We start from the raw sequence: 26910 nt of genomic DNA on the forward strand, positions 1-26910 counted from the left end.
ACGGTACCCTAGAGCTCCTCCTAGGTCTTGACCTGCCATCGCGGCTCACCCTAGGTTGTTTGGAGCCAAACGATTAGGAGAAGCGGATGGCCACTGTCGCCGGTATCCCCGTCCACGGCGATCACTGGATCGGCGGCGAGCGGGTCAGCTCGCCCACCACGTTCGACGACCACTCCCCCATCGACCAGACCCTGCTCGCCCAGGTCGCCCGGGGTGGGGCGGCCGAGGTCGACGCCGCGGTCGGCGCCGCCCACGCCGCCTTCCCCGCCTGGGCCGCGACCTCCCGGGCTGAGCGGGCGCGGTTGCTGCACGCGATCGCCGACGGGGTCGAGGCCAGGCTTGAGGACCTGGCGATCGTGGAGACCACCGACAACGGCGCCCTGCTGCGCTCCCATCTGCGGGGGGTCATGCCGCGGGTGGCGCACAACTTCCGCTTCTTCGCCGACTGGCTGCTGGAGCTGGGCCACGAGGACTTCGAGACCCGCGGTCACACCAACCACGTCAGCTGGGACCCGGCCGGGGTGTGCGCGCTGATCACGCCGTGGAACGCGCCGCTGATGCTGGCCACCTGGAAGATCGCGCCCGCGCTGGCGGCGGGCAACACGGTGGTGCTCAAGCCGGCCGAGTGGACGCCGCTGACCGCCTCCCTGCTGGCCGACATCACCGCCGAGGCCGGGCTGCCCGCCGGGGTGTTCAACGTCGTGCAGGGCTACGGTGCCGAGGCAGGCGCCGCCCTGGTCGCCGACCCCCGGGTGCGGCGCATCAGCTTCACCGGCTCCGTGCCCACGGCCAGGACCATCGCCTCGGCCGCCGCCGCGAACCTCACCCCGCTGTCGCTGGAGCTCGGCGGCAAGTCGCCGCTGATCGTGTTCGCCGACGCCGACCTGGACCTGGCCGTGAACCTGGCGGTCGAGCAGTACGACAACGCCGGGCAGGTCTGCCTGGCCGGTACCCGCCTGCTCGTCGAGGAGTCCGTCGCCGAGGAGTTCACCGCCCGGTTCGTCGAACGCGCCACCGCGTTGAAGCAGGGTGACCCCCGGGACCTGTCCACCGACCTGGGCCCCAACATCCACCCCAGGCACCTGGAGCGCATCGACGGCTTCGTCCAGCGCGCCCTGGAGGCCGGGGCGAAGGCCGTCATCGGCGGCGGCCCCAACACCGACCTGGGCGGCCAGTACTACCGGCCGACCCTGATCACCGGTGCCGCCGAGGGGAGCGAGATCCTCACCGAGGAGGTCTTCGGGCCGGTGCTGACCCTGCAGACCTTCACCGGCGAGCAGCAGGCGGTGGAGATGGCCAACGGGACCCGGTTCGGGCTGGCCGCCACCCTGATCACCGGCGACCAGGAGCGGGCCGAGCGGGTCAGCGCCCAGCTCGTCGCCGGGACGGTGTGGGTGAACTGCTTCTTCGTGCGTGACCTCAAGGCGCCGTTCGGCGGGTCCCGGGAGTCCGGGGTCGGCCGTGAGGGCGGCACCTGGAGCTTCGACTTCTACTGCGACGTGAAGAACACGGTGAGCGCGCCATGGGTCAGGTAGTCGGGGCGGGCCTGCTGGCCCACGTGCCCACCATCGTCCTTCCCGAGGCCACCCGGCGGGAGCTGAACAACGGCCAGGAGATCACCCTGGTCACGGGCCTGCAGCAACTCCGCAAGGACGTCTTCGAGACGGTGGACTACGACACGGTGGTGGTGCTGGACTCGCACTGGGCCACCACGGTCGAGTTCGTCGTCACCGCCCAGCAGCACCGCGCGGGCCTGTTCACCTCAGAGGAACTGCCCCGCGGCATGTGCCGGATGCCCTACGACTTCCCCGGCGACCAGGAACTCGCGCACGCCATCGCCGCCAGGGCGGCCGACCACGCCACCTGGATCACCGCGATCGAGGACCCCTACCTGCCGATCTACTACGCCACCACCAACCTGTGGACGCATCTGGGCGTGGCCGGTAAGCGGTGGGTGAGCATCGGGGTGTGTCAGACCGGTGACGCCGAGGACCACCTGCGGCTCGGACGCGCCCTGGGGGACGCGATCGCCGCGACGGACCGCAAGGTGCTGCTGATCGCCTCCGGCGCCCTGTCGCACACCTTCTGGCCGCTGCGGCATCTGCGGGCGCACGAGGCCTCCGGTCCTGAGCACATCATCACCCCCGAGGCCCGCGCCGCCGACTACGAGCGGATCGGCTGGTTCAAGGAGGGCGATCACGCCCGGGTGCTGGACACCATGCCGGAGTTCGCCCGGTTCAAGCCGGAGGCCCGGTTCGGCCACTACCTCATGATGATCGGCGCTCTGGGTGAGGGGGACTGCACCGCGCCGGGCCGGCAGTACGGGGAGTACGAGAACTCCGTGGGCACCGGCCAGGTCCTGTTGTGGTTCGACCCGCCCGCGGGCGGTTTCCCGGCTCCGCACCGCACCGACCCCTCCAACGACCCCTATCCCTACCCTTACCCCGGCTGACCTGCGCGTTCCGGTACCGTCGTGGGACGGCGCCCCAGTTCTCGCTTTTTCCGACTCTCAACGTGGAAAGGGCCGTTGATGCCCGAATATCGCAGAATCCTGCTCGACGGCGCCGCCACCCAGGTGCGGCGTGAAGGCGACGAACTGGTCAGCGCCGACGGGCGGGTGGTCGGTGTCGAGGAGGCCGTGCACCTGCCGCCGGTCGTCCCCTCCAAGGTCGTCGCGGTGCACCTCAACCACCGCAGCCGGGTCGAGGAGTTCATGACCACCCTGCCCGACGCCCCGACCTACTTCCACAAGCCCACCTCCGCCCTCAACGCGCACAAGGGCGCCGTGGTCCGTCCCGAGCGCTGCAAGTACCTCAACTACGAGGGCGAGGTGGCCATCGTCATCGGCCGCACCGCCCGTAACGTCTCCCCCGAGGAGGCGGGCGACTACATCGCCGGGTACACCATCGGCAACGACTACGGGCTGCACGACTTCCGCGACACCGACGCCGGGTCCATGCTGCGCGTCAAGGGCTCCGACACGCTGTGCCCGCTCGGCCCCGGCCTGGTCACCGACTGGGACTTCCACCACAAGCGGCTGCGCACCCTCGTCAACGGAAAGGTGGTGCAGGACGGCTCCACCGACGAGATGGAGTGGGACATGCACTACCTGGTGGCCGACATCGCCCGCACCATCACCCTCTACCCCGGCGACGTACTGCTGTCGGGCACCCCGGCCAACTCCCGCCCGGTCCAGCCCGGTGACGTGGTCGAGGTCGAGGTCGAGGGGCTGGGCAAGCTGACCAACCACATCGTGACCGGCCCCGCGCCGATCCGCGACGACTGCGGCGCCCAGCCGACCGAGTCGGAGGAGGTCATCTCCACCACCTTCGGCGGCGACTGGGAGTTCCGCGGCATCCGCGCGCCCCAGCGCTAGAACTCGCCCCGGCGGAGCACGTCGGGAGGTCGGGGGCCTGCGGCCTTGTCCGGCAGGCCCGTGACCGTGTCTGCGCCGGGGCCGAGGGAGTACAGGGGCAGGTGAACCCCGGCCGGAGTGATCCGGCCGGGGTTCACCCGTTCAGGCGCGCGTCACAGCGGGTGTCACAGTGGATGTCACGGCTGGGGCTGCGCGAGGGTCGGTCCGGTGCTCGCGGCCGCCCGCCAGATGGCGTAGAGGGTGGCGTCGGCGGCCCGGTCCAGGATCGTGTCGCTGATGTTGCTCGTGGTGTCGCAGGCGGAGTGGTAGCAGGAGTCGTAGGGCTGGTTGGCCGTACCTCCCCACTTGGAGGCCTGGGCGTAGGTCTTACGGGCGCTGGCCCCGGCCGCGACCCCGGAGGTGGGGATGCCCCCGTTGCGGAAGGAGGCGTCGTCGGAGCGGTTGGCGCCCTCGACGTTCTCCTCGGTCTGGACACCGATCTGGTTGTAGAAGGCCTTGAGATCGGCCGCCGCCGCGGTGGAGATGTTGTTGATGAAGTAGCCGCCGTTGCGCGAGCCGACCATGTCGAAGTTCAGATACCGCTTGATCTTGGAGCGCCCGGCCGAGCCGAGCGAGTTGACGTAGAACTTCGAGCCGAGCAGACCCTGCTCCTCGTCGGTCCACCAGCCGAACCGCACGTGCTTGGCCACGGTCGGCCTGTACTGGGCCAGGGTCAGCGCGACCTCAAGCAGGCTGGCGGAGCCCGAGCCGTTGTCGTTGATGCCGGGACCTGCGGAGACGCTGTCGAGATGGGCACCGGCCATGATGACCTGGTTGACGTCACCGCCCGGCCAGTCGGCGATCAGGTTGGGACCCGCGCCCCGGCTGCAGCCGCTGGTGCAGCTCTGCCGGGTCACGGTGTAGCCCGCGGCGCGCAGCTTGTTCTCGATGTAGGTGACCGAGGCGGTGTAACCCGCGCCGGTCGAACGGCGGGTGCCGCCGTTGCTCGACGCGATGGACTGGAACTGCTGCAGGTGGGCCTTGACGTTGGCCAGGCTGACCCCAGGGGGGTCACCGGGTCCCGTGGGGGCCACCACCGGCGTCACCGTGGGGACCGGGACCGGGGGCGGGGTCGGCGTGGCGGAGGGGACGTTGACCGCTCTCCAGGCCGCCCAGACGGCGGCGTACTCGACGCTGCGGGAGCCGTACAGCTCGGCCGCGGCGGCGAGGGTCGCACGGTGGACGTCGGTGTGACGCCAGGTCGAGGTCCTGCGCAGCAGGGCGTTCAGGAAGATCTTGCCCGCCTTCTTGATGCCGATGCCGGCCAGGTAGGACGGGCCGGAGCAGACCGGGCTGTTCGGCTTGCCACCGCCGGGGTGGGTGCCCTCGGCCAGCAGGTAGAACCAGTGGTTCTGCGGCCCGGCCGCGGCGTGCACCTCGGTGATGGGGATCGTGGAGGAGTAGCAGTTGGGCGCGCTGTCGATCAGCGACGGGTTGGCCATGTTCCTGATCGGGCCGGTGCCGAGCAGGTCGACCTCCTCGCCGATGGTGTAGTCCGGCGGGTCGCCGGGGACGTTCGCGTAGTGTTCGAGCAGCGTGCCGAAGATGTCACCCGCCGACTCGTTCAGCCCGCCGAACTCGTTCCCGGTGCCCATGCTGCCGCTGCCCGCGAACTGGAAGACGGCGTGGCCGTACTCGTGGCCGATGACGTCCAACGCGGTGGCCTGCTGGGTGTTCGCCCGGTTGCGGCCGAAGACGGCGTAGGAGCCGCTCCAGTACGCGTTGGCGTCGTTCATGCCGACCCGCGTCGGGAAGCCGCCGCCACGGCCGTTGAAGCCGTTGTAGCCGAACCAGTCGCGGAGCATGTCCCACATCTTCTGGGCGGCCCAGAAGGCGTCGACACAGCCGGTCTCCAGGCTGGTGCCGGTTCCGTCACCCCAGGAGTCGACGTCCTTGGTGTACGGCGCGCCGTTCTGCCCGCCGCAGGCCAGGCCGTTGCGGGTGAGGTCCTTCATCGTGTACGAGCCGGCGGAGCCGGAGGTGGAGATCGTCACCTGGCCGTTGTAGAAGCCGTTGCCTGTGCCGTACTTGACCAGGTCGTAGGCGTCGATGACCGAGCCGTCGAGGGCGTCGACGAAGACGTGCTGGACGCTCGGTTTCCCGTCGGCGACGCCGGAGACCTCGACCTCCCAGGCGAGTCTTTCGCCCTTCTCCCCGGCCCGCACCACGAGCCTCGGCTGCTCGGCCTTGTCCACCTGGGACAGCCTGGCCTTGGCGGCCTTCAGGGCGCTCCTCGTGCTGACCTTCGGCGTCAGCGCGACGTCCCCGGTGGGGCCGGTGGCCGCGACGGTGTCGATGATCTTTCCGGCGGCGTCGGTGACGACCACCGCGTCGCCGCCGACCACCGGCAGCCCCTTGTAGGCGCGCTCGTAGCCGACGTACTGCGTGCCGTCGGCGCCGGAGGTCACGCCGGTGCGCTCGAAGCTCTCCTCCGGGCCCCTGCGTAACGCGCCCAGCCCCTCGGCGACCGCCTTGTCCGCGGCCTGCGCGGCCAGCGCCCTGGGGTCGCTTCCGGGGTCGGCCGTCGTCGCGTTCGACGTTCCCGGGGTGGTATGTCCGGCCGCGTTCACGGGTGCCGTGTAGAGCGTGGTCGCCGCGACCGTGGCGACACCCACCGTCACCGCGATCAGTCCCTTACGTTTCATGCGTGTCGTTCCTTCCTGGCTTCCCCGCCTGCCTGGCGTTCGCTGGGAACACCGGGCGCCGACGCCACCGGAAACATCCGGAAGGTACGGAACATCACGGGGATTGGGGGGCAGAAAAGGGATACGGTTCTAACTTTGCCGGCCAAACGGTAAGCACTAAGTGGCCACCGAAAAACCGCCGCCACATGCGTGGCTCAGTAGAAGAAGCTACGTATCCTCCCCCGAAAAAACCACCCCTTTGGCCAGGGAGGTCTCGCCCCCCAATTACCGAAATTTCATGAAAAGGAAGGCACTATATCGGGGGTACGACGCCTCGGACAATGAACAGCCAGGGGGTATTACCCGAGACTATGGACGCCCGTTGGGTGTAAATGATCTCAATTCCATGCGACCTTAAACAAACCGGCTCCTGCCGTTCTCCGAGGAACCGGACACCCCCCGCACGCCGAGGAGACCACCGTGGGCGCCGATCGCGTAACCGACGAGACCGAGAACGGCATCAGCAGGAAGACGCTGCTGAAGGCGGCCCTGATGGGTGTGCCGATCCCGCTGCTGCTCGGCCAGGCCGCACCCGCGCTGGCCGGGGAGACCGGGCGGCTCCTCGACCCCACGCCGTTCTGCGACGACGACCCGACCGTCCAGCAGCCCGTGGGCGTCCACTTCAGGCCGAGCTCTCCCGCGCGCAACGTCTTTCCCGGCTCCGGCACCCCGCTGAAGGTCAGCGGTTTCGTCGTGAACCGCTCCTGCGACCCGCTGCCCAACGTCCTGATGGACTTCTGGCACGCGGACAGCCAGGGAAAATACGACAGCGTCGGGTTCGCGTTCCGCGGCCACCAGCTCACCGACCCCCGGGGCGCCTTCAAGCTGACCACGGTCGTGCCCGGCCCCTATCCCAGCCGCACCCGGCACATCCACGTCAAGATCCAGGCCCCCGGCCTGCGGCTGCTGACCACCCAGCTCTACTTCCCCGGGGAACCGCGCAACAGCGTCGACGTCCTCTTCGACCCCCGGCTGCTCCTGAACATGTACGCCGGCAACGGAACCTACGTCTTCGTCCTCGACTCCACCGGGTGAGCCACCGGGTCACACCGTTCTCTCGCCCTCCAGCACCCGAAGCACCCACGCGTCCAGATGCGGGCAGTCACGCCGCAGGGCGGCGAGGCCGTGATCCGCGATGGCGAGAGGCCCGTCATGGGTCTTCCGGTATCCCGGGTACGCCGCCAGGATGCGCTTCGAAGGGGCGGTCTCCCTTCCGTCGTTGACCAGTTCGGGCCCTCCGGCGCGTTCGGCCTGCTTGCGCAGGCGTCGGCGACATCCGGCCTGCCGAGAAGCTCCCCCAGCTCTTTCGCCGCGGCGAACACCCACGTCTCCGTCTCGTGCAGAACAAGGTTCGGAACGAGACGCGGGTCATCGTCCAGCGCACGATGGATGGCCCTCTCCACATGCTCGACGCGCGCGTGAGGCGTCCCACTCGGAAGGTCGTCCATCCCAGGGGTGTCCCGGGGAAGGCCGTAGTAGGAGTAGTCGTCGAGCCATTCCCGGAGGGCCTCGGGCTCCGGCCTGCGCAGGACCGTTTCCCCCTCGTCCCTCTCGGCCACCACGAGGTCGTCGAGGGAGAACTGGTTGAGCAGGGTCACCGACTGGGTGGCGATGACGATCTGGCTGCGGGTGGCGGCGGATCTCAGCATGTCCGCCAGCTGGACGATCGCGAACGGGTGCAGTCCCAGCTCGGGTTCGTCCAGGGTCAGCAGGGCGGGAGGCCTCGGCTGCAGAAGAAGTGTGGTCAGGCAGATGTAACGCAGGGTGCCGTCCGAGAGGGCCTCCGCGGGGAAGACCGCGTCGACGCCCTGCTGGTTCCAGCGGAGGCTGGTCCGCCCCTTGGCGTCCTCCACCAGGACGAAGTCGCGGAAGAACGGCGCCATCACCCGCACCGTGCTTCGGATCCGTTCGTAACTCTCCGGGTGTTCCCTGCGCAGGTACAGGAGGAAGGCTGCGAGGTTTCCCGCATCCGGCCGCAGGAAGTCCTGGCCGTCCACGTAGCCGAGCTGTTTGACCGGGGCGTTCCTGCTGGTGTCCTGGAAGTGGAAGACCCGGCACCCCCGCAGGACGTCCACCACGTCCTCCGTATCCTCCGGCGCGGTGTGCAGGAGCGTCTCCCGATGACCGCTTCCGAAGGAGACACCCCACCGTTTGGCGAGGCCCGAGCGCCGACGGGTGATCCTCTCCTGTTCGAAGATCAGTGTGTCGTTCGCCGCGGCAACCAGCACCGCCTCGTAGCCGCTCGTCACCTCACCGTCTCCGGCCTGGATTCCCAGGACGATGGATCCGCCCGCCTTGGCCCCCGCGTGCAGAAGGGCCTGTGCGCCTCCCCTGAGGCCGACCTCAAGGCCGAGCTCGCCGTCGGCGATCCTGCCGAGGAGTTCCACGGCGGCGATGAAGTTGCTCTTGCCCGCGCCGTTCGCCCCCACCAGGAGCGTGATGTCCCCCAGCCGGACATCGGCCTGGCGGATCGAGGTGTATCCCTCGACGTGGATGTTCTGGATCTTGCGCGGCATATCCCAGGCGTACGGTCCAACTTCCTGGACAGTACGACTTCCTGGACGGTTCCGTGGTGGTCAGCCCTCCCGGCCGGTGATCAGGGTGGCCACGCCGTCGAGGATGCGGTCGAGGCCGAAGGTCAGGGCGACCTCCGGGTCGGCGGGGGCGTCGTACTCCTGGCCCGCTGCCTGGCCGACCCGGGAGGCGACGGGGAACCTGCTCTCGTCGGCGACCTTGTCCAGCAGGGGCGCGTTGGCCACCCACCACTCGTCGTCGGTCAGGCCGCTGTCGCGCCGGGCCTCCTCCAGGCTCGCCCTGGTCCGCGCGGTGCCCTCGACGTGGGTCAGGACCAGGGTGAGGACGGCGTCCATCTCCAGGTCGGTCAGGCCGATGCCGTCGAGGGGCCGCAGCTCGGCCTCGTACTTGAGCACGGCGTTGGGTCCCAGGGCGGGGCGGCCCCCCGTGACCTGCAGCATCCAGGGGTGGCGTAGGTAGAGGTCCCAGTTGCGCGCGGCGACGAACCGCAGCGCCCCCCGCCAGCCGCCGGGTTGTGCGGAGGGCGCGTCCACGTCGTCGTAGAGCCTGCCGTACGCGGTGTCGACCATCAGGTCCACCAGCTCTGTCTTGCCGGGCACGTGGGTGTAGAGCGACATGGTGCCGACCCGCAGCCGCTCGGCGACCTGGCGCATGGAGACGGCCTCGATGCCCTCGGTGTCGGCCAGCTCGACGGCGGCCTCGACGATCGCGCGGATGGTCAGCCCGGACCTTCCCGGCCTGCCGTGCGCCCCCCACAGCAGGGCCAGGCTGCGGGCGGGGTCGGCGCCCTTTCTTCCGCTCACGGGAACAGTCTCCAAACCTTCGGCGTTGACCCCACTATAGTCATTCAGTACGGTGTACGGTACGCCGTACGAAAGAAAGGGGTGCACGTGGGGCGACCCGAGTTCACGATCGACGCCGAGGGTGTGCGCAAGCGCTACCCGAAGGCGCCGGAGGGGACGGGTTTGAATGGGTTCGACCTGCGGGTGCGGGCGGGCTCGGTGCGCGGGCTGCTCGGCCCGAACGGGGCGGGCAAGACGACCGCGGTCCGGATCCTGGCCACGCTGCTCGAAGCCGACGCCGGGCGGGTGAGCGTCGCCGGGTTCGACGTCGCGACGCAGGCCCGGCAGGTCCGCCGGAACATCGGGCTCGTCGGGCAGTACGCCGCGGTCGACGAGGTGCTGACCGGACGGCAGAACCTCGTGATGTTCGGCAGGCTGAACCACCTGCCCGCCCCGGCGGCCAGAAGCAGGGCCGAGGAGCTGCTCGAACGCTTCTCCCTGACCGAGAGCGCCGGCAGATCGGTCGCGACCTACTCGGGGGGCATGCGGCGCAGGCTCGACCTGGCCGCGAGCCTGATCGTGGCGCCGCCGGTGCTGCTGGTCGACGAGCCGACGACCGGTCTCGACCCGGCGGCCCGCGCCGAGGTGTGGGAGGCGGTCCGCGAGCTGGCCGAGTCGGGCACGACCGTGCTGCTGACCACCCAGTATTTGGAGGAGGCCGACCGGCTGGCCGACCGGATCTCGATGCTCAGGGCCGGTCGGGTCGTCGCCGAGGGCACGCCGGACGAGCTCAAGGCCACCGTCGGCGGTGACCGGATCGACGTCGTGCTGTCCGGTGGCGACGACGTGACGACGGTGCTCGGCCTGGCGGGCCGGGTCGCCTCCGGCGAGCCGTACGCCGAGGGTGACCGGGTCAGCGTGCCGGTGGCCGGGCGCACCCGCGCGCTGGCCGAGCTGGTTTCGGCGCTGAACGAGGCGGGCGTCGAGCCCCAGGACATCACCCTGCGCCGTCCGACGCTCGACGAGGTCTTCCTCAAACTCACCAAGGAGGTCGTTCGATGACGGCACTGTCCACGGTCGGCTGGGCCTTCGCGGACACCTGGACGATCACCAGGCGCGACCTGAACCACTGGGCCCTGCGGCCCGGCACGGTCGCCATCGGCTGGGTCTTCCCCGTCATGATCGCGCTGATGTTCGGCGGCCTGTTCGGCGGCGCGATCGAGGTGCCCGGCGGGGGAGGTTACTTCGACTTCCTGATGCCCGGGATGTTCGCCATGACCGTGTTCTTCGGGCTGGAGAACACCATGATGGCCGTGACGACCGACGCCGCGAAGGGCGTGACCGACAGGTTCCGCTCGATGCCGATGAGCTCACTGGCCGTCGTGGCGGGCCGCTGCGTCGCCGACATGCTCAACTCGGTGGTCGGCCTGGCCGTCATGGTCGGCGCGGGGCTCGCGCTCGGCTGGCGCTGGCACGAGGGACCCGGCCCGGCCCTGGCCGCGTTCGGGCTGCTGCTCCTGCTGCGCTTCGCCCTGCTGTGGGTGGGAATCCTGGCGGGCCTGGCCGCCGGCGGCCCGGAGTCGGTGACGGCCGTGCAGATCCTGGTCTGGCCGGTGGGCTTCCTGTCCAACGTCTTCGTCGACCCGGCGACCATGCCCTCCTGGCTCGGCGCGATCGCCGAGTGGAACCCGCTCTCGGTCACGGCGGCGGCCGTACGGGACCTGTTCGGAACCCCGGGCTTCGAGGCCGGGTCCTGGATCACCCTGAACGCGATCCCCATGGCCGTGGCGTGGCCGCTGCTGCTCGTCGCGGTCTTCCTGCCGCTGTCGGTACGGAAATATCGCCATCTGAGCAGGACATGAAAAAGGGACCGTCCCGGGCGCACCCCCGGGACGGCCCCTCGCCTGGTGGCTCAGTTCCCGGCGCGCTCGTAGACGACCTTCCCGCCGAGGACGGTCAGGTCGACCGGGATGTCGGCGTAGTCGTGCGGGTCGCCGGCGCGCAGGTCACCGCCGAGGACGCACAGGTCGGCGATCTTGCCGACCTCGACGCTGCCCTTCCAGGACTCGGCGAAGTCCTGGCGGGCGGGGTTGATCGTGTAGGCGCGCAGCGCGGTGGCCAGGTCCACGCACTGGTCGGGGCCGCTGACCTTGCCGGTCGCCTTGGACTCGCGCAGCATCATCGAGGCGACGGCCTGGCGCCAGTTGGGCTCGGTGATCGGCGCGTCCGAGCTTGAGCAGACCGCGACGCCCGCCTCGACCGCGGAGCGGACCGGCCACTGGTACTCGGAGCGCGCCTTGCCGAGGATGTCGTCCATCATGTCGGCGGTCATCCACTTGATGCCGGGGTTCATGTTGACCGAGTAGCCGTGCGCGGAGAGTTTGGCCAGGCTCTCGGCGGAGACGAAGTCGCCGTGGATGAGGTAGTGCCTGGCGTCCGGCCTGGGGTGGACCTCGTTGGCCGCGACGAAGGCGTCGACCACGGCGTCGATGCCCCGGTCACCGGTGACGTGCACCCCGAGCTGGTAGCCCGCGGCGTGCGCGTGCCTGATCATCTCCCGCAGCTCCGCCTCCTGCAGGGCGGCGGTCGCGCCGTGCACGCACAGCGAGCCGTAGCCTCCCGCGCTGCCGTACGGCTCGTGCATCCAGGCGGTCTCGTTGGGCGGGACACCGTCGGCGAAGATCTTCACGCCGATGACCGACAGCAGGTCGGGGTCGATGTCGTCGGGCACGCCGAGGCCTTCGAGCCCGGCGACCAGGTCGGCCGCGGAGCCGCCGATGGCGGCGGGCAGCAGCAGGACCCTGACCCTGGCGGCCAGTTCCCCGGCGCGGGCCAGCTCGATGTAGGCGTCCAGGGACTCGGTGCTGAGGCCGCCGCCGAGGATCTGGGTGCCGCCGGGGCCGAGGCCGGGCTCGGTGTAGCTGGTGATGCCCTCGGCGTGCAGGGCGGCGACGGCCTGGCGGATGGCCTCCTTGCGCTGCTCGACGCTCGCGACCGGGATGAGACCCTGCACGAGGGCCTGGGCGGCCTCCTTCAGGATGCCGGTCGGCTCACCGTCGGCGTCCACCTCGATCACCCCGCCCACAGGGGCGACGGTGTCGCGGGTGATCCCGGCGATCTCCAGGGCCCTGGAGTTGACCCACAGCATGTGCGCGGAGAAGTCGGTCAGCGCGACCGGGTGGTCGGGGGAGACGGCGTCCAGGTCACGGTGGTGCGGGCGGCGGGACGGGTCGGCGAGGACTTCGGCGAGGTAGCCGAGGTCCCAGCCGAGGCCGGTGATCCACTCTCCCTCGGGGGTGGTCTCGGTGGCCCGCCGTACGGTCTCGGCGATGTCGGCGATGGACCTGACGGCGGGGTAGCCGACGCTGAGCGCGAAGGGAGGCCTGGTCAGACCCCAGGCGGCGCCGTGCAGGTGCGAGTCGTTGATGCCGGGCAGGAGCGTACGGCCCGCCAGGTCGATCACCCGGGTCTCCGGTCCGGCCAGCGCCTCGATCTCCGCGGTCTCACCGACGGCGAGGATGCGTCCGTCCCGCACCGCGACCGCCTGGGCCACGGAGAAGTCGGCGTCGACGGTCAGGACGTCGCCGTTGACCAGGATCAGGTCCGCTGGTTGGGACATCGGAGGCCTCCAAGGGGTTGTTTGAATGAATGTATGGACCCAAATGACTCTCCGTCAATGGGGGGCCGCGCAGCTCACGGCGTACAAACCTTGCCAACACCCACCCCCGGGACATACCGTTTGGACCCAAATCTTTAGACGACAGGCGGAGGCGTGCCCGTGGCGACCCCGAAGATGCTGCTCATCCTCAGCGAGAACTGGACGATGACGCCGGGCGACGACCTGGCCTCCGTCGTCCGGTGGGCCCGTGAGGCGGAGGACGCCGGGTTCGACTCGGTGATGCTCAGTGAACACGTGGTGCTCGGCCCCGACTCCGGCGCCCTGGGGGTCATGCCCAACCCCAGGGAGTACGCCCTGCCCGGCAACCAGGACCCGAAGACCTCCTGGCCCAACTCGATCGTCCTGCTCAGCGCCATCGCCGCGGTGACCAGCCAGATCCGGCTCGTCGCCGGGGCGATCCTGGCCCCGCTGCGCCACCCGCTGCTGCTGGCCAAGGAGATGGCCACCCTGGACCGGCTCAGCGAGGGCCGTCTCGTCGTGCTTCCCACGGTGAGCTGGAGCCGCGACGAGTACGCCGCCCTCGGCGTGCCGTACGACAAGCGCGGCAAGCTCCTCGACGAGCACCTGGCCGCCTGGGACCTGCTCTGGAAGGAGTCCCCGGCGAGCTTCGACGGCGAGTACTACCCGTTCGAGGACGTCTACCTGGAGCCCAAGCCCTTCCGCCCCGGCGGCCCCACCCTCTGGTTCGGCGGCCAGACCCTGCACGGCCCGCTGCTGCGGCGCCTGGTCCGCTACGGCCACGGCTTCAACCCGCTCGGCAGGCCCAAGCCCGAGGAGCTCGACCTGCTCGCGAACGCGATGCGCGAGGCCGGACGGGACATCTCCGAGCTTGAGATGATCGGCGGCACCCGGGCGATCTTCCCCGACAACGACTCGGTCGCCGACCTCGACCAGGCGCTGTCCACCATCCCCGACCAGATGGCCCAGGGCTTCGACACCTTCTGCATCAAGCCCTCCCAGTTCACCGACGACCCGCACGACGTCGCGGCCTTCTGCCGCCGGGTGATGGCCCGCGTCGAGACCCTCACCAGCTAAGGAGACCCATGAACACCCTGCGCAACGTGATCGGCGGGCAGAGCGGGGAGCCCGCGGGCGGTGAGTGGATGGACCTCGTCGACCCGGCCACGGAGAAGGTGTACGGCCGCGCGCCCCGCTCGAACGCCGACGACGTCGCCGCCGCGGTCGCCGCCGCCACCGAGGCCGCCCGTTCCTGGCGGCGCAGCACCCCGGCCAGGCGGCAGGAGCTCCTGCTCGACCTCGCCCGGCTGATGGAGGAGAACCGCGACGCGCTGACCGAGGCCGAGGTGCGGTCCACCGGCAAGCCCCGCGGCATCACCCGCCGCGTGGACGTCGGCGGGTCCATCGACGCCATCCGCTACTTCGCCGGCGCCGCCCGGGTCCTGGAGGGCCTGGGCGCCACCGAGTACGCCGAGGGCCACACCTCGTTCGTACGGCGTGAGCCGATCGGCGTCGTCGCCCAGGTGACGCCGTGGAACTACCCGCTCATGATGGCCGCCTGGAAGATCGGCCCCGCCCTGGCCGCGGGCAACACCCTGGTCATCAAGCCCGCCGACAGCACACCCGGCTCGACCGTGCTGCTCGGCGAGCTGTGCGCGCAGGTCTTCCCGCCCGGCGTCGTCAACGTCGTCTGCGGCGACCGTGACACGGGCCGGGCGCTCGTCGAGCACCCCGGCGTCGAGATGGTCGCCATCACCGGTTCGACCCGCGCCGGGATCGAGGTCATGCGCTCGGCCGCCGACGACCTCAAGGACGTCCACCTCGAACTGGGCGGCAAGGCCCCGGCCGTGGTCTTCGCCGACGTGGACGTGGTCGAGACGGCCCGCTCCGTCGCCGAGGCCGCCTTCTTCAACACCGGCCAGGACTGCACCGCCGTCACCCGCGTCCTGGTCGAGGAGAGCGTCGCCGAGGCCTTCACCCAGGCTCTCGCCGAGGCCGCGGACGCCCTGACCGTCGGCGCCCCCGACGAGGAGGGCGTCTTCCTCGGCCCCTCGAACAACGCCGCGCAGGCAGAACGGGTCGCCTCCTTCGTCAAGGGGCTGCCCGGCCACGCCCGCGTCGTCACCGGCGGCCACCGCCTGGACAGGCCCGGCTACTTCTTCGCCCCCACCGTGGTCGCCGGGGTCCGCCAGGACGACGACATCGTGCAGCAGGAGGTCTTCGGCCCGGTCGTGACCGTGCAGTCCTTCGCCAGCGAGCGGGAGGCGATCGAGCTGGCCAACGGCGTCCCCTACGCCCTGGCCGCCAGCGTCTGGACCCGCGACACGGGCCGGGCGATGCGGCTGACCGCGGAACTGGACTTCGGCGCGGTCTGGGTCAACTGCCACCAGGTGATCATCCCCGAGCTGCCCCACGGCGGCTTCAAGCACTCGGGAACCGGCAAGGACCTGTCGCGGTACGGCTTCGACGCCTATACCCGGATCAAGCACGTGATGATCAGCCACTCCTGACTTCCGGTCGTGAGCCTTCTGGTCCGGAGGAGGCTCGCCGACCGGGGTTTCCGACGAGGAAGGGGCGCGCCCAACGGGCACGCCCCTTCCGCTGTTTCCTTCCCATCCGGCCTTTCCACCTGGGCTCTTCCAGCCGGGATTTCCGCTCGGCGCCTTCCGTCCGGACCTTCCACCTGAGGTCTGCCCGCTGAAGCTTTCCGTCCAGGGCTCTTCCAGCTGAAGCGTCTGTTTGGGGTGTCAGCCGTCCTGTGTCCAGAGGCGTAGTCTCTCCGGGTTGCGGACCACCCAGATCCGGGTGACGTGACCGTCGGCGACGTCGAACGCGGCCGCGGTCACGACGACACCGGCACGCCGTTGACCGGCCGCTCCAGGAGTTCGAGCTCCGGGGCCATGTCGCGACCATGTACCGGGCGATGCGTGGGCCGCGGTGGACCCGGTTCTCACCGGACGAGCCGACCGAAGCAACCGGTACCGACGCCTCCGTCACCCTTGCGAAGGGCGGCGAGGTGGTCGCGCACAGGGCGGGTGCTCATGTTCCCGCCCTGTGTCGTGCCGTGTGGCGTTTCGGCCTGGGACGACGGCGCCGCTCCAGCCGGGCCGAAGGAGCGGATCCGCCCCCTGTAACCCTTTGGGAGATTCTGACCAAAGGGGGTGTTAGCCAACGAAGGGGGGCATTGCCAGTGCTTCGCAAACAGGCGGAGATCGCCACAGATCACGCGGCGTTCGAAGCCTTCTACCGGCGGCACGTCGATGCGGTCACCCGCTTCCTCGCACGACGCGTCGACGACCCGCACACCGTGGCCGACATGGTGGCCGAGGTGTTCATGGCGGTGCTCAACTCCGCCCACACCTACCGGGCCGAGCAGGGGACCGAGCTCGCGTGGCTGTACGGCGTGGCACGCAACAGGGTCTCGACCGAGCGGCGGCGTTCGTTCAAGGAGTGGCGGCTGGCGAGCCGGATGAGCGGGAGGCGACCACTGGACAGTGACGACATCGCCAAGCTTGAGGAGCGCATCGACGCGGAGCAGCCCGCCAGGCGGCTCTTCACGGCCATGGCAGGCCTGCCGAAGGGGGAACGCGCCGTACTCGAACTGGTCGTCATCGACCAGCTCACGGTCACCGAGGCGGCGGTGGCCCTCGGCATCCAGCCGGGGGCCGCCAAGGTGCGGTTGCACCGCGCTCGCCGCAGGCTGCGGGGATTGCCCTTCGTTCTGGAAGGAACACTGGGATGAGTTTCGAGGAACAGATACTGATGCAGATGAAAGCCGAGATCACCGCGCGCGCCAACCGTCGACGCATCGGTCGCCGCCTGCTCACGGGGGCGGCGGTGGCCGGACTGGCCGCGGCGGCGACGATCGCGATGCCGCTGTTGACCGGGTCGGAACAGGCCGCGTACGCGGTGACCAGGAACACCGACGGCACGATCAACGTCAAGCTGAACGAGTTCAGGGACGCCGACAAGCTGGAACAGGATCTGAAAAAGATGGGGGTGTCCGCGGACATCACCTACCTCAAGTCCGGTAAGGCGTGCCAGGGGAACAGGGGAGACATCGTTGGGGGCGCATCCCCGGAGGAATGGGAGGGCTCCGCGTCCGCCAAGGCCGTTCGCCTGCTGCCTCACGGAGGAGGGTTGGAAATCGATCCTCGGTATGTCGGAAACGGGCAGACCCTGGTGATGATGCTCACCGAGAACAAGGACCGCGTGTTCGGGTCGGAGAGATCGGGGACGCAGTGGCAGCTCCCCACCTACGTGGTCAATGGCCAGGTCAAACCATGCGTTGTGGTCGACGACCCGCTCTGGAACGACGTCGACGGCTCCGGCGGGCCCCCGGCGGGAAGCTGAACCCGCCAGGAGTGCCCCGGGCCGTCCAGGCGGCCTTCCACTCCTTCCGCCCCGACCGTGGCCGCCGGGGTCCGTGATCAAGCCGTGGTGATCGGCCACTCCTGACGGCCTCCCCTCCAGGTCGCGAGCCTCCTGGTCCGGAGGAGCGGGCCTCCTCTTCAGGTCGCGAGCCTCCTGGTCCGGAGGAGCGAGTTTTCTGGTCCGGAGGAGGCTTTCCGATCGGGGAGGTCTTCCACGAGGAAGGGGCGTGTCCACCAGGCACGTCCCTTCTTGTGTTCTCCACCGGAGTGTCAGCCGTCCTGTGCCCAGAGGCGTAGTTTCTCCGGATTGCGGACCACCCAGATCCGGGTGACATGACCGTCGACGATGTCGAACGCGGCCACGGTCGTGACCACACCGGCACGCCGGGCCACCAGACCCGGCATGCCGTTGACCGACCGCTCCAGGAGTTCGAGCCCCGGGGCCATGTCGGCGATGGCGACCATGTACCGGGCGATGCGCGCGCCGCCCTCGACCGGGTGCGGTACGGTGCCGACCGCTCCCCCGCCGTCGGCGACCATCACGGCGGCCGGGTCGAGGAGGCCGACGAGGGCCGTGATGTCCTTCGTCTCCCACGCCTCCTTGACCTGCCGTACCGCGTCGGTCCGCCCGGCCACCGTCACCGTCGTCGGGGCCCGCGTGACGTCCACCCGCCGCCGGGCGGAGGCCGCCAGCTGCTTGCAGGCCGCGGGGGTCCGGTCGAGGACGTCGGCGATCTCGGCGAAGGAGTAGCGGAAGACGTCGTGCAGGACGAACGCCACCCGTTCGGCCGGGGTCATCGACTCCAGGACGACGAGGAAGGCCATGGCCACCGACTCGTCCAGGACCAGCTGGTCGGCGGGGTCGGCGCCCTGGCCGTGGCCCCACTCGGCGCGGTCGGGCAGCGGCTCGGGCAGCCACGCGCCGACGTAGCGCTCACGCCGGGCCCGCGCCGAGCCGAGCACGTCCAGGCAGACGCGACCGGTCACGGTCGTCAGCCAGGCGCCGGGAGACACGATCTCCTCCCGTTTGCCTCGCGGTAGCGCGTACCAGCGCGTGTAGGCCTCCTGTACGGCGTCCTCGGCCTCGGCCAGTGAACCGAGCAACCGGTAGGCGACATTGATCAGTTGGCGCCGCTCAGCGGCCGTCCCAGCCGTATCCATGCTCCCGGCCGCCTCCTCGCCTTACCTTTCGCGGGCCTGCGTCGTCGGACTGATGAGACCTTATCGATCCACTACCTAGGGGTACTTTTCAGCACTATCCAACACTCCCTGGCGCGTCCAGATATTTCCGGACACTTCAAGATCTTTTCTGGCGCTTCACGGCACTTCCGGGTGTCTCAGGGCACCCTCAGGCATTTTTTGGCCCTTCAGGGCACCGACAGGCACTCCAAGACACTTCCAGGGCGGAACAGGGGAACCGTGACATGGCCACTCAGGCGACAGCACAGCGCAACTTCTCGTTTCTGCGGATCGCGATCGCTCTGCAGACCCTGACCATCTTCGTCCAGGCGACCTCCGCCGGGCTGCTGCTGTCCACCTCCTACGGGGAGACCCTGCACAGCGCCGGAGCCCGCGTCATGTACGGAGCGTCGGTCCTCTACGTCCTCGCGGCGATCCTGGCCTGGAAGCCAGGCGGCGGCTCCCCCCGCCCCATCCTCCACGCCGCCGGCTTCCTCATCCTGGCCTCCGTCCAGGTCCTGCTCGGCATCGCCCACATCCCCTCGGTCCACCTCCCCCTGGGCGTCCTGATGTTCGGCCTGAGCCTGCTCGCCCTGTCCCGAACCTGGCACAGGCCCTGAACCCGTGTTCCACCCCCTCGGCCGCCAACCGCCTTTCGTGGCACACGAAGGCGCGATGGCCCGAGTCACGAACCCTTCAGGTGATGAGTGGCCGGTGTCGCACTGCGCGTCCTGGCGGGAGAGAGAGTTGCGAACCTTTGAGGGTGATGCAGTGAGGCGAGGACAAAGTCCCAGGCCAGACCGGGCGCCGCAGGAGCGGAATTTGCTGTTTCTCAGCAGTCCGGCGGTAGTGCGGAGGCGCAGGCCAGAGCGTTGATCATCCTGATGCCTGGCCGGACCCTATAACGCTTCCCTTCCTGCGGTCAGTTCCAGGAGTCGAGGGAGATGTCCGGGCCGCCTGCCAAATAGCGGTGTAGGGCGCTGGCCGTGGTGGAGACGAAGTTCTGTGGTAGTTCCGTGGTGGGGATCCACCGTACCTGGGCGTGTTTGTGGGGTTCGCCGTTGGTCAGGGTGCCCGACCATTCGTGTACGGCGAAGACGACCGTCAGGAAACCGCTGGGCGCCTCCACTCCCCGCGCACCGTGGATGACGTGGGCCAACCGCAGTGACTCGGGGCGGACGACCAGGCCGGTCTCCTCCTGGAGTTCCCGGATCGCGGTCTGGGTGATGGGCTCCCCCGGCTCGCTCTTACCGACGGGCAGGTCCCACATGCCCTGGGCGAACTTCGCGTGAGGGCCGCGCTGGAGCAGGACGACCCGTTCGGTTTCGCGGTCGTGCACGATCACCGCCGCGACCAGCAGCGTCATGGCCTCCATCGCGGGCGCCAGAGGCCGAGATGGAACGTCGGTACGCGGTTCGGTCATGCCGGTCCCTTCTCGAAGGATGTCAGGCCAGCGCGTCTCGGACTCGCTGGTCCAGTTCGGTGGCCCCGGGGACCCCGCGTCTACGGTAGATCGTCAGACTTGATCTGATCGAGGCGAGAGCTTGTCTGGTTCGGTCCGAGGAGACACCCTCCATGAGGTCCACGGCCTTTCGCCAGGTGGCTACTGCTTCGTCTGTCCGGTTCTGAGCGGCGAGGCTGTCACCGAGATCAGCGTAGGTAAGTATGTGAACGCGCTTGTACTTTTCAGCGTCCCAGCGGATCAGTGCCGTTCGATGCTGTCGTTGTGCTCCGCCGTGATCAGCCAGGTCGCTTAGCGTTCTGGCGGTGTGGCTGACGACGGTGCCGGAGGCGGGGCCGCTGACCAGAGAGAAACCGGCCTGGGGTTCTCCTTGTCTGGTGAGCGCGTTTTCCGCAGCAAGAAGAGCTTGTGCCGCAGCTGTCTTTTCGGCCGATGCCGCGTGTGCTCGGGCGTGGGTGATGTGCAGCAAGGCTTCGGTTTGGCCGTCGAGGGCTCCTCTACTGCGGATGAGCGCCTCCTCGATAAGGGCGACGCAGTGATGTGGCTGTTTCATGCTTAGGGCTTGTTGGGCGAGAGCACGCATCATCCAACTCGCGTGGCCCCTGGGATCGGCTTCGTAAGCGAGTTGGTAGCCCACCTGGTAATAGCGTTGAGCGGCACCTTCTTGACCGAGGTCGTGGTGCTTCCACCCTGCGAGGTAGGCGAGTTCCGCGACGGCTCCGAAGGCTTGGCGGCGAACCCGCTCGTTCGGAAACCGTGCATTGAGCATGGGGGCTGCGGTGTCGGCCAGATATGCGGTCACAGTGGTGAGGCCATGACCGCCTCCCAGACGTTCGTCCGCCGCGCTGAAAACGGAGGTGATCTGTCGAACGACGTCAATCTCTTCTGTCCCCACCAGTACGGTGCCGGTGCGAGCCCGGAGCAGGCGAGAGACCGGCTCATGGTCGTAGCTCAGCGGCATGGCGACACCGGCGGCTGTGAAGGTCGCAACGGCCAGGAAGCGCCGACGTTCGACATCGGCGCGTCCCAGGTTCGTAGCAGCGCGCACGGGGTCAATGTCGGCGGCCAGGGGGTCTTCGGCTGTTACGAGGCCTATCTCGGTCAGGGAGACCGGTCGCCCCATTCGGCGGGAAAGAGCTTCGGCGATGTACTGGCCGGTTTGGCCCGAAGGTCGGGCGCCGTCGACCCAATGGGCCACAGCCGACTTGTTGGTGCGTAGGATTTCTCCATTTTCGGCAGCTATGCGCCGAATTGCTGAGGCCAGAGCATCGTAGGTCCATTCGGCCTCTGCGATTGCTTCTTGCAGTCGTCTGTTGGGCTCTTTGGTCACCGTCACGGCCCCTCCCTTCCGAGAGCGTAAACCCCGTATACCGCTCTCCGTGCCGCTCCCCCTACTCCCCGAGGGTTGTTGGCGCTTCACTAATCATCAGTCGCCCAAGCGACCAGGCGCCCTGGGCCTGAATTCCCGGGGTGATGCAGCCCCAAATCTGCCCAATAAGCACCCAATCGATAGAACGGGCATGAGCATGCCCGGCTCATACAGCGTTTCCCGTAGTTTCCTTCTCGATTTCACGGACAGGCCAGTCCGGTCATCGCGAATCCCGGATTTCTTCCCGATCGAATGGAGGGCCGCCATGAAGGACACACGGCGCACATTGACCGAACCGGCGATCCCTGGCTGGCGGTTGATCATCAGCGACACCGGCCGGTTCTGGGCCATCCGCAACCGGGCTTTCCCGCGTACGGCGTTGCGCGCCGGGGCGGAGCCGACGGTGGACGCCGACACCTTCGAGGGGGTTCGGGAGGCCGTGGCCGAGCAGGAGGAGAAGGCCCGCACCGCTGTTGAGGGAGGGACCCCGTGACGGGGCGGCATCGGGACGGACAGCCGTACGCGCCGGTGTATCGGCGGGTGTGGGACGGCCCGGCCCGCGCCGAGGCCGAGCGGATCGACCGGGCGTGGGCTGAGTGGACGGTTCTCTACAGCCTGGGGAAGCGGTGCTTCTACGCCATGGCCGCTTGGGACGGCCCGCGACCGGTGATCGTCGAGGACCTGACCGGTGAGGGGTTGGAGGAGCGGATACGGGAGGCGGAGATGATCCGGGCGATCCGGCTCGCGCCGCCTTCGTTGGCTCGGCGGAGGTGTCCGGCCTCTGAAGTGCGGGGTCGGGTCGTGGCCGAAGGGCGTTCGCCGGACGGGAGGGCGGCATGACGCTCCCGGCCTGGGTTCCTCGTCAAGTTTCTGAGTTTTCAGATCGAACCTGTAACTCCGTGCAGACGGCTCACCCGGACTGGCTCGTCTTCCACAGCTCGCGGTCCGGCCTGTGGAGCGCCTACCGGAGCGTCCTGTCCGGCAGGCCATACCCCCGGGACGTGCTGTTGGTGCGGGCCGAGACTGCCGAGGAACTGAATCGCAAGCTGGCCGCCCAGGCGTCTCCGGTGGTGCCGCCGAGCATCCAGGCCGTCGCCGTCGCCCGCGCCATCCAAACCGCTCAGGTCAGGCAGATGGCCCAGGTTTCTCGGGTTGTTCAAGCTGTATGCCCGGGTCAGGCCGCTCAACCGGGGCGATCCACGGCACTGCGCAGACTTCTGCGCTCGTGAAGCCGGTACGGCGGGCGGTGGACGTCATCCCACCCGTCGCTCGCCGTACCCATGAACGTGCGGCTCAGGCGGGAGGGGTCTGGGCCGCACACCTCCGCGAGACGGCTCCCACACTCGCCGGACATGACAGGGCGTGTTGGGGAAGGAGGGAGCCGTCTGGCGCACCGGCCTTGCCGTCGTGGAAGGCCGGTCCTCCTCCAGGGTGCCCGGCCATCTTGCTCCCCGGCTCGGGGCCGGGCACCCGCCTCCTGAAAAGGCATCCGTTTCACGAAAAGACCCAATCACTCCCGCACCCAGGGACGACCATGACCGACGACGAACAACGGTTGATCGACCTGCTCATCAGCACCCACCCCGGCTGGCGGTACGAACACCACACCCTGCCGGGCCTGCCCCCATGGTGGGCCGTCCGGTACGAACCCCTGCGTCCCGACCAACGCAAAGCCGGAGCCCGCGACGCGCTGGGCCGTACGACCCTGCACCGGCTCACCCAGGCGTTGGCTCGGCACGACCAGATCCTGCACATCCTCCGCTACTGAAGGAGAACCCTCATGCCCCCACTCAAGGCCGTAGCTCCGGACGGCACCTTCACCACCGGAACCGGCACCACCGAACGACTCCTCACCCCCGGCGAGGTCGCCCGCATCTTCGGCGTCGACCCCAAAACCGTCAACCGCTGGGCCCTCACCGGCCGCATCCCCTCGGTACGCACCCCCAGCAACCAACGCCGCTACCGCGAAACCGACATCAACACCCTCCTCAACACCTCGCCTTGATCATCACTTTCCGCCCTTTCGAGTGGCGGCAGATCATCCCAGCGCGGGGATGGTCCCCGCCTCTTCGAGCTCGCCGAGGCGTTCGCGGCCGAGCTGGAGTTCTTCGTTGGTTGAGGGCCGAACGCGTGAGCCTACGACTGTTGTTCGGCCCATTCAGCGACATCCACAAAGCGTTCATCGTCTGTCGGCGACGCCTCATCCACCGATCGTTCCTTCTGGCGGTCGGACCCGTGAAGCCTCACAGCCGGGATCTCAGCACGTCGACCTCACAGCCCGGTGCGAACGGGTCGAAGCCGTGCTCGGTCAGCCAGCGGACCCCCAGCAGGCTGCGCACCGACCACCACGCGCGGATCACGTCGAGGTCGACGTCGGTGCCGTATCCGGCGACGACGTCGCCGAGGTGCTCCTCGTGTCCGAGCGTCAAGGTGGCGAGGTCGAACAGGGCGTCACCCTGGCCCGCCTCGGACCAGTCGATGACGCCTGTGATCTCGTCGCCGTCGACGAACACGTGAGCGATCTGCAGGTCGCCGTGCGTGAACACCGGACTCCAGGGCCGGAACGCGGCCTCGGCGACCTGGCGGTTGCGGGTGACCAGGTCGGCGGGCAGGACGCCGTTCGTCACGAGCCACTCGCACTCGCCGTCGAGTTCCGCCGACAGATCGTCGACGCCCCGGCCTGCCCGGCCGAGCCTGGGCGGCGACGGCGCGTCGTGCAACCTCCGAACGGCGGCGCCCGCCGCGGCCCACGCCGCCGGGGACGCGGCCGACGGCTCGCCGAGGCGGCCGAGCGCCGTCCCCGGGACCGCGGCGATCGCGAGCACCGGCGGCCTGTGCCACAGGACCTTCGGAGTCGGGACCGGCGCCAGGGCCATCGCCTCGACCTCGACGTCGATGCGCGCCTGATCGGCGTCCACCTTCAGGAACACGTCGCCGACGCGCAGGGTCGCGCGCTCGGAATGGGCGACGACCACTTCGACCTCATCCATGGACGACCAGTCTCCCGGGGGCGATCGTCGACGTCACCGGGTTTGTCGCGTGCCCGGCCACCAGGCGCCCTCGCGCGGCATCGGCCGCCGCCCAGGTCAGGGCCACCACTTCAGCAGGCCACCTCGGGAAGTCACCGGTACCTGAAGTATCACTTTTGCGCGAAAAATCCCGATGAAGTAGCGTTAACCGCGTGACTGCCGGGTCGGCCTTGGGCCACGCACCAGAGAGCAGCCCGGCTGACGCTTGATCGCCGGGCGGGCCAGGGGCCCGCCACGTTCTTCTCCATTCAGTACGGCAAGCAGGATCGACCAATGGAGAAGAGTGGATTTCAACAAGCAGGTCATTGACGAGTTCCGTGCCAACAACGGCCAGGTCGGTGGCTATTTCGAGGGAGCGAGACTGCTCCTGCTCACGACCGTCGGCGCCCGCTCGGGCAGACCGCACACGAACCCCCTCGGCTACCTGCCCGACGGCGGCGACCGCATGCTGGTCATCGCCTCCGCCGGAGGGTCCCCCAAACACCCGGCCTGGTACCACAACCTGAAGGCCAACCCACGGGCCACCGTCGAGACCGGGGTCTTCGACTTCGACGTCGTGGCGGAGGTACTGGAAGGCGAGGAGCGTGACGCGGCGTTCGCCCGCGCCGTGGAGGGCGACCCGGGCTGGGCCGAGTACCAGGCCAAGACGACCCGCGTCATCCCGGTCGTCGCGCTTCGCATCGCCGGGCCGCCCCGGAGCAACGCGCCGTCGGGCGGCGCCTACCTCAGGCTGGTGCACGACGGCTTCCGCCGCGAACTGGCGCTGATCCGCAAGGAGCTGTCCGACTCGGGACGGCCCGGCCTCGGTGTGCAGCTCAGGATCAACTGCCTGACCGTCTGCCAGGGCCTGCACCATCACCACATGGGCGAGGACACCATGATGTTCCCCGTCCTCGCCGAGCAGCACCCCTCGCTCGCCCCGGTCCTCGAACGGCTGGCAAAGGAGCACGAGCGCGTGGCCGCACTCGTGGAGGAGCTGAAGCGGGCCCTCTCGGGGGACGATCCGCTGAAGGTGCGGGCCGAGATCGAACGGCTCGTCGACGAGCTCGAAGCGCACCTGACCTACGAGGAGGAGCAACTGATCCCGGTCCTCGACCTCGGCTGAAGGCCCGCCGTACCAACAAGGGCCGCCGTACCGACAAGGCCCGCCGTACCAACAAGGGCCGCCGTACCGACAAGGCCCGCCGTACCGATACGGGCCGCCGCACCAATAGGGCTCGCCGTACCGGCAAGCCCGCCGTACCAGGCCGCACCGGTACGGCCCGCCGTACCGGTAAAACGGTTGAGAACGGGAAAACCCGCCCTGTTCCGCCTTTTCGCGCCGCACCGCGAGAGAAGGAGGAACAGGACGGGCGGTTCACGGGCACATGGTTCCCCGCCCACCGGGGAACCGGGCCGGGCAAAGCGCCCGGGGCCGGTGACTCACCTCACCGGCCTCCGGGTGGGGATCACGGGCCTTCCGGGTTCACCACGTCGGCGTCCACCCAGAAGGGGGCTACCAGTTCGCGCAGCCGCTCGGCGCCGACCCGCTCGACCAGTTCGATCGCGTTGACGTTGTCGACGAGCTGCTGCATCTTGGTCGCCCCGAACAGCACGGTGCTGACCGAGGGGTGCGTGAGGGTGAACGCCACGCACAGCTGGGCGGGGGTGACCTCCAGCTCGGCCGCGACCGCAGCGAGGCCGTCGGCGGCCTCGATGATGCGCTCGCGGACGCCGCCCGGGTCGCGGCCGATCTCACGTCCGGGCTTCTTGTTGCCCGCGAGGATGCCGCCTTCGAGGATGTCCGACGCCTGCATGGTGATGCCCTCGGCGAACACCTGGGCGAACGGCGCGCCGTCCGGGATCGACCTGCGGCAGGGGCTGTACTTCAGCTGCGCGATCTGCGGACCGGGCGAACCCGCCTGGATGGCGTGGTCGCGGATGGTCCTGACCGCCGTGGCCGACCAGTTGTTCACACCCCAGCAGCCGATGATCCCGTCGACCTCCAGCTCCGCGAGATCGACCGCGAGCTGGTTCAGGTCGAGGTCGTCGCGGCGGATGTCGCCGAGGATCACCAGGTCGGCCCGGTCGGTCCCGACCCTGAACAGGGCCTTCTCCAGCTGCTCACGCAGCGACATCTCCGGGTACGGCTCCAGCCACAGCTTGGCCGACAGCAGGTACTCGTCCCTGGAGATGCCCGCCGCCCTGACGATGGCGGAGAACAGCACGTCGGTGAAGACCGGCGGGTGGCCGGGGAAGCCGTACACGCCGACGTCGAACAGGTTGATGCCCAGGTCCACGGCGTGGCGGACCATGGCCACCGCGTCCTCGAAGGCCATGCGGTCGTAGGTGTGCCAGGACCCCAGCGACAGGACGGAGACGTCGGGACCGTGGGTTCCGACCCTGCGGAGGGGAACCACCTTCTTGGGCGTGGACATCGGACTCCTCGAAAAATATGTGGATGGC

General features: G+C 69.2%; 26 protein-coding genes. 17 read left to right on the forward strand and 9 right to left on the reverse strand.

Annotated elements, in window-relative coordinates; genetic code table 11:
- The first annotated feature begins 86 nt into the window (after positions 1-86).
- The 3 genes from ABT340_RS28975 (at position 87) to ABT340_RS28985 (ending at position 3376) form a co-directional block, all read left to right on the forward strand.
- On the forward strand, positions 87-1535 hold the full coding sequence (locus ABT340_RS28975) for an aldehyde dehydrogenase (RefSeq protein WP_352014010.1): 1449 nt from the start codon (positions 87-89) through the stop codon (positions 1533-1535).
- Positions 1523-2452: a DODA-type extradiol aromatic ring-opening family dioxygenase gene (locus ABT340_RS28980; protein WP_352014011.1), complete on the forward strand. Its 930-nt coding sequence runs from the start codon at positions 1523-1525 to the stop codon at positions 2450-2452. The genes ABT340_RS28975 and ABT340_RS28980 overlap by 13 nt, the downstream gene beginning before the upstream one ends.
- A gap of 78 nt (positions 2453-2530) precedes the next feature.
- Positions 2531-3376: a fumarylacetoacetate hydrolase family protein gene (locus ABT340_RS28985; protein ID WP_352014012.1), complete on the forward strand. Its 846-nt coding sequence runs from the start codon at positions 2531-2533 to the stop codon at positions 3374-3376.
- Positions 3377-3552: 176 nt separating this feature from the next.
- Here ABT340_RS28985 and ABT340_RS28990 read toward each other — a convergent pair whose 3' ends face one another.
- A complete protein-coding gene (locus tag ABT340_RS28990; RefSeq protein ID WP_352014013.1) occupies positions 3553-6060 on the reverse strand; it encodes a M28 family peptidase in 2508 nt (835 codons plus the stop codon).
- A gap of 459 nt (positions 6061-6519) precedes the next feature.
- On the opposite strand from ABT340_RS28990, the gene ABT340_RS28995 reads away from it, so the two are divergent.
- Positions 6520-7134, forward strand: a complete 615-nt coding sequence (locus tag ABT340_RS28995; RefSeq protein WP_352014014.1) for a dioxygenase family protein — start codon at positions 6520-6522, stop codon at positions 7132-7134.
- On the opposite strand, the gene ABT340_RS42510 is transcribed toward ABT340_RS28995, so the two are convergent.
- Both ABT340_RS42510 and ABT340_RS29010 read right to left on the reverse strand, forming a co-directional pair.
- Positions 7104-8615, reverse strand: coding sequence for an AAA family ATPase (locus tag ABT340_RS42510; protein ID WP_502992537.1), 1512 nt, complete (start codon positions 8613-8615; stop codon positions 7104-7106). The genes ABT340_RS28995 and ABT340_RS42510 overlap by 31 nt on opposite strands.
- 60 nt (positions 8616-8675) lie before the next feature.
- A complete protein-coding gene (locus tag ABT340_RS29010) occupies positions 8676-9437 on the reverse strand; it encodes a TetR/AcrR family transcriptional regulator (RefSeq protein WP_352014015.1) in 762 nt (253 codons plus the stop codon).
- Positions 9438-9524: 87 nt separating this feature from the next.
- Between ABT340_RS29010 and ABT340_RS29015 the strand changes: the two genes are divergently transcribed.
- Together ABT340_RS29015 and ABT340_RS29020 are read left to right on the forward strand one after the other, a co-directional pair.
- Positions 9525-10478, forward strand: a complete 954-nt coding sequence (locus ABT340_RS29015; RefSeq protein ID WP_352014016.1) for an ATP-binding cassette domain-containing protein — start codon at positions 9525-9527, stop codon at positions 10476-10478.
- A complete protein-coding gene (locus ABT340_RS29020) occupies positions 10475-11278 on the forward strand; it encodes an ABC transporter permease (RefSeq protein ID WP_352014017.1) in 804 nt (267 codons plus the stop codon). The genes ABT340_RS29015 and ABT340_RS29020 overlap by 4 nt, the downstream gene beginning before the upstream one ends.
- A gap of 50 nt (positions 11279-11328) precedes the next feature.
- On the opposite strand, the gene ABT340_RS29025 is transcribed toward ABT340_RS29020, so the two are convergent.
- Positions 11329-13035 carry an amidohydrolase gene (locus ABT340_RS29025; RefSeq protein WP_352014018.1) on the reverse strand — a complete coding sequence of 569 codons (1707 nt, stop codon included), beginning with the start codon at positions 13033-13035 and terminating at the stop codon, positions 11329-11331.
- 159 nt (positions 13036-13194) lie between these two features.
- Between ABT340_RS29025 and ABT340_RS29030 the strand changes: the two genes are divergently transcribed.
- From ABT340_RS29030 to ABT340_RS29045, 4 genes are all read left to right on the forward strand, one after another.
- Positions 13195-14130 carry a TIGR03619 family F420-dependent LLM class oxidoreductase gene (locus ABT340_RS29030; RefSeq protein ID WP_352014019.1) on the forward strand — a complete coding sequence of 312 codons (936 nt, stop codon included), beginning with the start codon at positions 13195-13197 and terminating at the stop codon, positions 14128-14130.
- Positions 14131-14138: 8 nt separating this feature from the next.
- Positions 14139-15563, forward strand: coding sequence for an aminobutyraldehyde dehydrogenase (locus ABT340_RS29035; protein WP_352014020.1), 1425 nt, complete (start codon positions 14139-14141; stop codon positions 15561-15563).
- A 680-nt stretch (positions 15564-16243) separates the two neighbouring features.
- Positions 16244-16795 (forward strand): RNA polymerase sigma factor, encoded by a 552-nt coding sequence (locus ABT340_RS29040; RefSeq protein WP_352014021.1) that lies wholly within the window; start codon positions 16244-16246, stop codon positions 16793-16795.
- Positions 16792-17406: a hypothetical protein gene (locus ABT340_RS29045; protein WP_352014022.1), complete on the forward strand. Its 615-nt coding sequence runs from the start codon at positions 16792-16794 to the stop codon at positions 17404-17406. The genes ABT340_RS29040 and ABT340_RS29045 overlap by 4 nt, the downstream gene beginning before the upstream one ends.
- A 290-nt stretch (positions 17407-17696) precedes the next feature.
- Here ABT340_RS29045 and sigJ read toward each other — a convergent pair whose 3' ends face one another.
- Entirely contained in the window at positions 17697-18587 is an 891-nt protein-coding gene (gene sigJ, locus ABT340_RS29050; protein WP_352014023.1) for an RNA polymerase sigma factor SigJ, read from the reverse strand.
- 263 nt (positions 18588-18850) lie between these two features.
- Between sigJ and ABT340_RS29055 the strand changes: the two genes are divergently transcribed.
- Positions 18851-19225 (forward strand): hypothetical protein, encoded by a 375-nt coding sequence (locus ABT340_RS29055; protein WP_352014024.1) that lies wholly within the window; start codon positions 18851-18853, stop codon positions 19223-19225.
- Between the two features lie 302 nt (positions 19226-19527).
- Here the strand turns inward: ABT340_RS29055 and ABT340_RS29060 are convergent, their stop codons facing one another.
- Positions 19528-20028, reverse strand: a complete 501-nt coding sequence (locus ABT340_RS29060; protein ID WP_352014025.1) for an NUDIX domain-containing protein — start codon at positions 20026-20028, stop codon at positions 19528-19530.
- A gap of 22 nt (positions 20029-20050) precedes the next feature.
- Positions 20051-21403 (reverse strand): NsdA family TPR-like regulatory protein, encoded by a 1353-nt coding sequence (locus ABT340_RS29065; protein WP_352014026.1) that lies wholly within the window; start codon positions 21401-21403, stop codon positions 20051-20053.
- A 298-nt stretch (positions 21404-21701) separates the two neighbouring features.
- On the opposite strand from ABT340_RS29065, the gene ABT340_RS29070 reads away from it, so the two are divergent.
- The 5 genes from ABT340_RS29070 to ABT340_RS29090 all read left to right on the forward strand — a co-directional run bounded on the left by ABT340_RS29070 (position 21702) and on the right by ABT340_RS29090 (position 23441).
- Entirely contained in the window at positions 21702-21929 is a 228-nt protein-coding gene (locus ABT340_RS29070) for a hypothetical protein (RefSeq protein ID WP_352014027.1), read from the forward strand.
- Positions 21926-22276 (forward strand): hypothetical protein, encoded by a 351-nt coding sequence (locus tag ABT340_RS29075; RefSeq protein WP_352014028.1) that lies wholly within the window; start codon positions 21926-21928, stop codon positions 22274-22276. Before ABT340_RS29070 ends, ABT340_RS29075 begins: the two co-directional genes overlap by 4 nt.
- 59 nt (positions 22277-22335) lie before the next feature.
- Complete coding sequence (locus tag ABT340_RS29080) at positions 22336-22665, forward strand: hypothetical protein (RefSeq protein WP_352014029.1); 330 nt, start codon at positions 22336-22338, stop codon at positions 22663-22665.
- A 305-nt stretch (positions 22666-22970) separates the two neighbouring features.
- Complete coding sequence (locus tag ABT340_RS29085; RefSeq protein ID WP_352014030.1) at positions 22971-23204, forward strand: hypothetical protein; 234 nt, start codon at positions 22971-22973, stop codon at positions 23202-23204.
- A 12-nt stretch (positions 23205-23216) separates the two neighbouring features.
- The gene (locus ABT340_RS29090; protein ID WP_352014031.1) at positions 23217-23441 is read left to right on the forward strand and encodes a BldC family transcriptional regulator; all 225 of its coding nucleotides are present in this window, start codon (positions 23217-23219) and stop codon (positions 23439-23441) included.
- A gap of 238 nt (positions 23442-23679) precedes the next feature.
- Here the strand turns inward: ABT340_RS29090 and ABT340_RS29095 are convergent, their stop codons facing one another.
- Positions 23680-24426, reverse strand: a complete 747-nt coding sequence (locus tag ABT340_RS29095) for a phosphotransferase family protein (protein WP_352014032.1) — start codon at positions 24424-24426, stop codon at positions 23680-23682.
- A gap of 322 nt (positions 24427-24748) precedes the next feature.
- Here ABT340_RS29095 and ABT340_RS29100 point away from each other — a divergent pair, with 322 nt between their 5' ends.
- Positions 24749-25570, forward strand: a complete 822-nt coding sequence (locus ABT340_RS29100; protein ID WP_352014033.1) for a nitroreductase/quinone reductase family protein — start codon at positions 24749-24751, stop codon at positions 25568-25570.
- A 343-nt stretch (positions 25571-25913) separates the two neighbouring features.
- Here ABT340_RS29100 and ABT340_RS29105 read toward each other — a convergent pair whose 3' ends face one another.
- On the reverse strand, positions 25914-26882 hold the full coding sequence (locus tag ABT340_RS29105; protein ID WP_352014034.1) for an aldo/keto reductase: 969 nt from the start codon (positions 26880-26882) through the stop codon (positions 25914-25916).
- Positions 26883-26910 lie beyond the last annotated feature (28 nt).

This window comes from Streptosporangium sp. NPDC000239 (assembly GCF_040300765.1).
Classification (GTDB): domain Bacteria; phylum Actinomycetota; class Actinomycetes; order Streptosporangiales; family Streptosporangiaceae; genus Streptosporangium.

Coding starts and splice junctions, on each gene's coding strand:
- ABT340_RS28985 (WP_352014012.1), top strand. CDS start 2,531: ATGCCCGAATATCGCAGAATCCTGCTCGACGGCGCCGCCACCCAGGTG.
- ABT340_RS29090 (WP_352014031.1), top strand. CDS start 23,217: ATGCCCCCACTCAAGGCCGTAGCTCCGGACGGCACCTTCACCACCGGA.
- ABT340_RS29095 (WP_352014032.1), bottom strand. CDS start 24,426: ATGGATGAGGTCGAAGTGGTCGTCGCCCATTCCGAGCGCGCGACCCTG.
- ABT340_RS29060 (WP_352014025.1), bottom strand. CDS start 20,028: ATGACCGAACCGCGTACCGACGTTCCATCTCGGCCTCTGGCGCCCGCG.
- ABT340_RS28990 (WP_352014013.1), bottom strand. CDS start 6,060: ATGAAACGTAAGGGACTGATCGCGGTGACGGTGGGTGTCGCCACGGTC.
- ABT340_RS29020 (WP_352014017.1), top strand. CDS start 10,475: ATGACGGCACTGTCCACGGTCGGCTGGGCCTTCGCGGACACCTGGACG.
- ABT340_RS29070 (WP_352014027.1), top strand. CDS start 21,702: ATGAAGGACACACGGCGCACATTGACCGAACCGGCGATCCCTGGCTGG.
- ABT340_RS42510 (WP_502992537.1), bottom strand. CDS start 8,615: ATGCCGCGCAAGATCCAGAACATCCACGTCGAGGGATACACCTCGATC.
- sigJ (WP_352014023.1), bottom strand. CDS start 18,587: ATGGATACGGCTGGGACGGCCGCTGAGCGGCGCCAACTGATCAATGTC.
- ABT340_RS29035 (WP_352014020.1), top strand. CDS start 14,139: ATGAACACCCTGCGCAACGTGATCGGCGGGCAGAGCGGGGAGCCCGCG.
- ABT340_RS29085 (WP_352014030.1), top strand. CDS start 22,971: ATGACCGACGACGAACAACGGTTGATCGACCTGCTCATCAGCACCCAC.
- ABT340_RS29055 (WP_352014024.1), top strand. CDS start 18,851: ATGGCCACTCAGGCGACAGCACAGCGCAACTTCTCGTTTCTGCGGATC.
- ABT340_RS28975 (WP_352014010.1), top strand. CDS start 87: ATGGCCACTGTCGCCGGTATCCCCGTCCACGGCGATCACTGGATCGGC.
- ABT340_RS28980 (WP_352014011.1), top strand. CDS start 1,523: ATGGGTCAGGTAGTCGGGGCGGGCCTGCTGGCCCACGTGCCCACCATC.
- ABT340_RS29045 (WP_352014022.1), top strand. CDS start 16,792: ATGAGTTTCGAGGAACAGATACTGATGCAGATGAAAGCCGAGATCACC.
- ABT340_RS29105 (WP_352014034.1), bottom strand. CDS start 26,882: ATGTCCACGCCCAAGAAGGTGGTTCCCCTCCGCAGGGTCGGAACCCAC.
- ABT340_RS29025 (WP_352014018.1), bottom strand. CDS start 13,035: ATGTCCCAACCAGCGGACCTGATCCTGGTCAACGGCGACGTCCTGACC.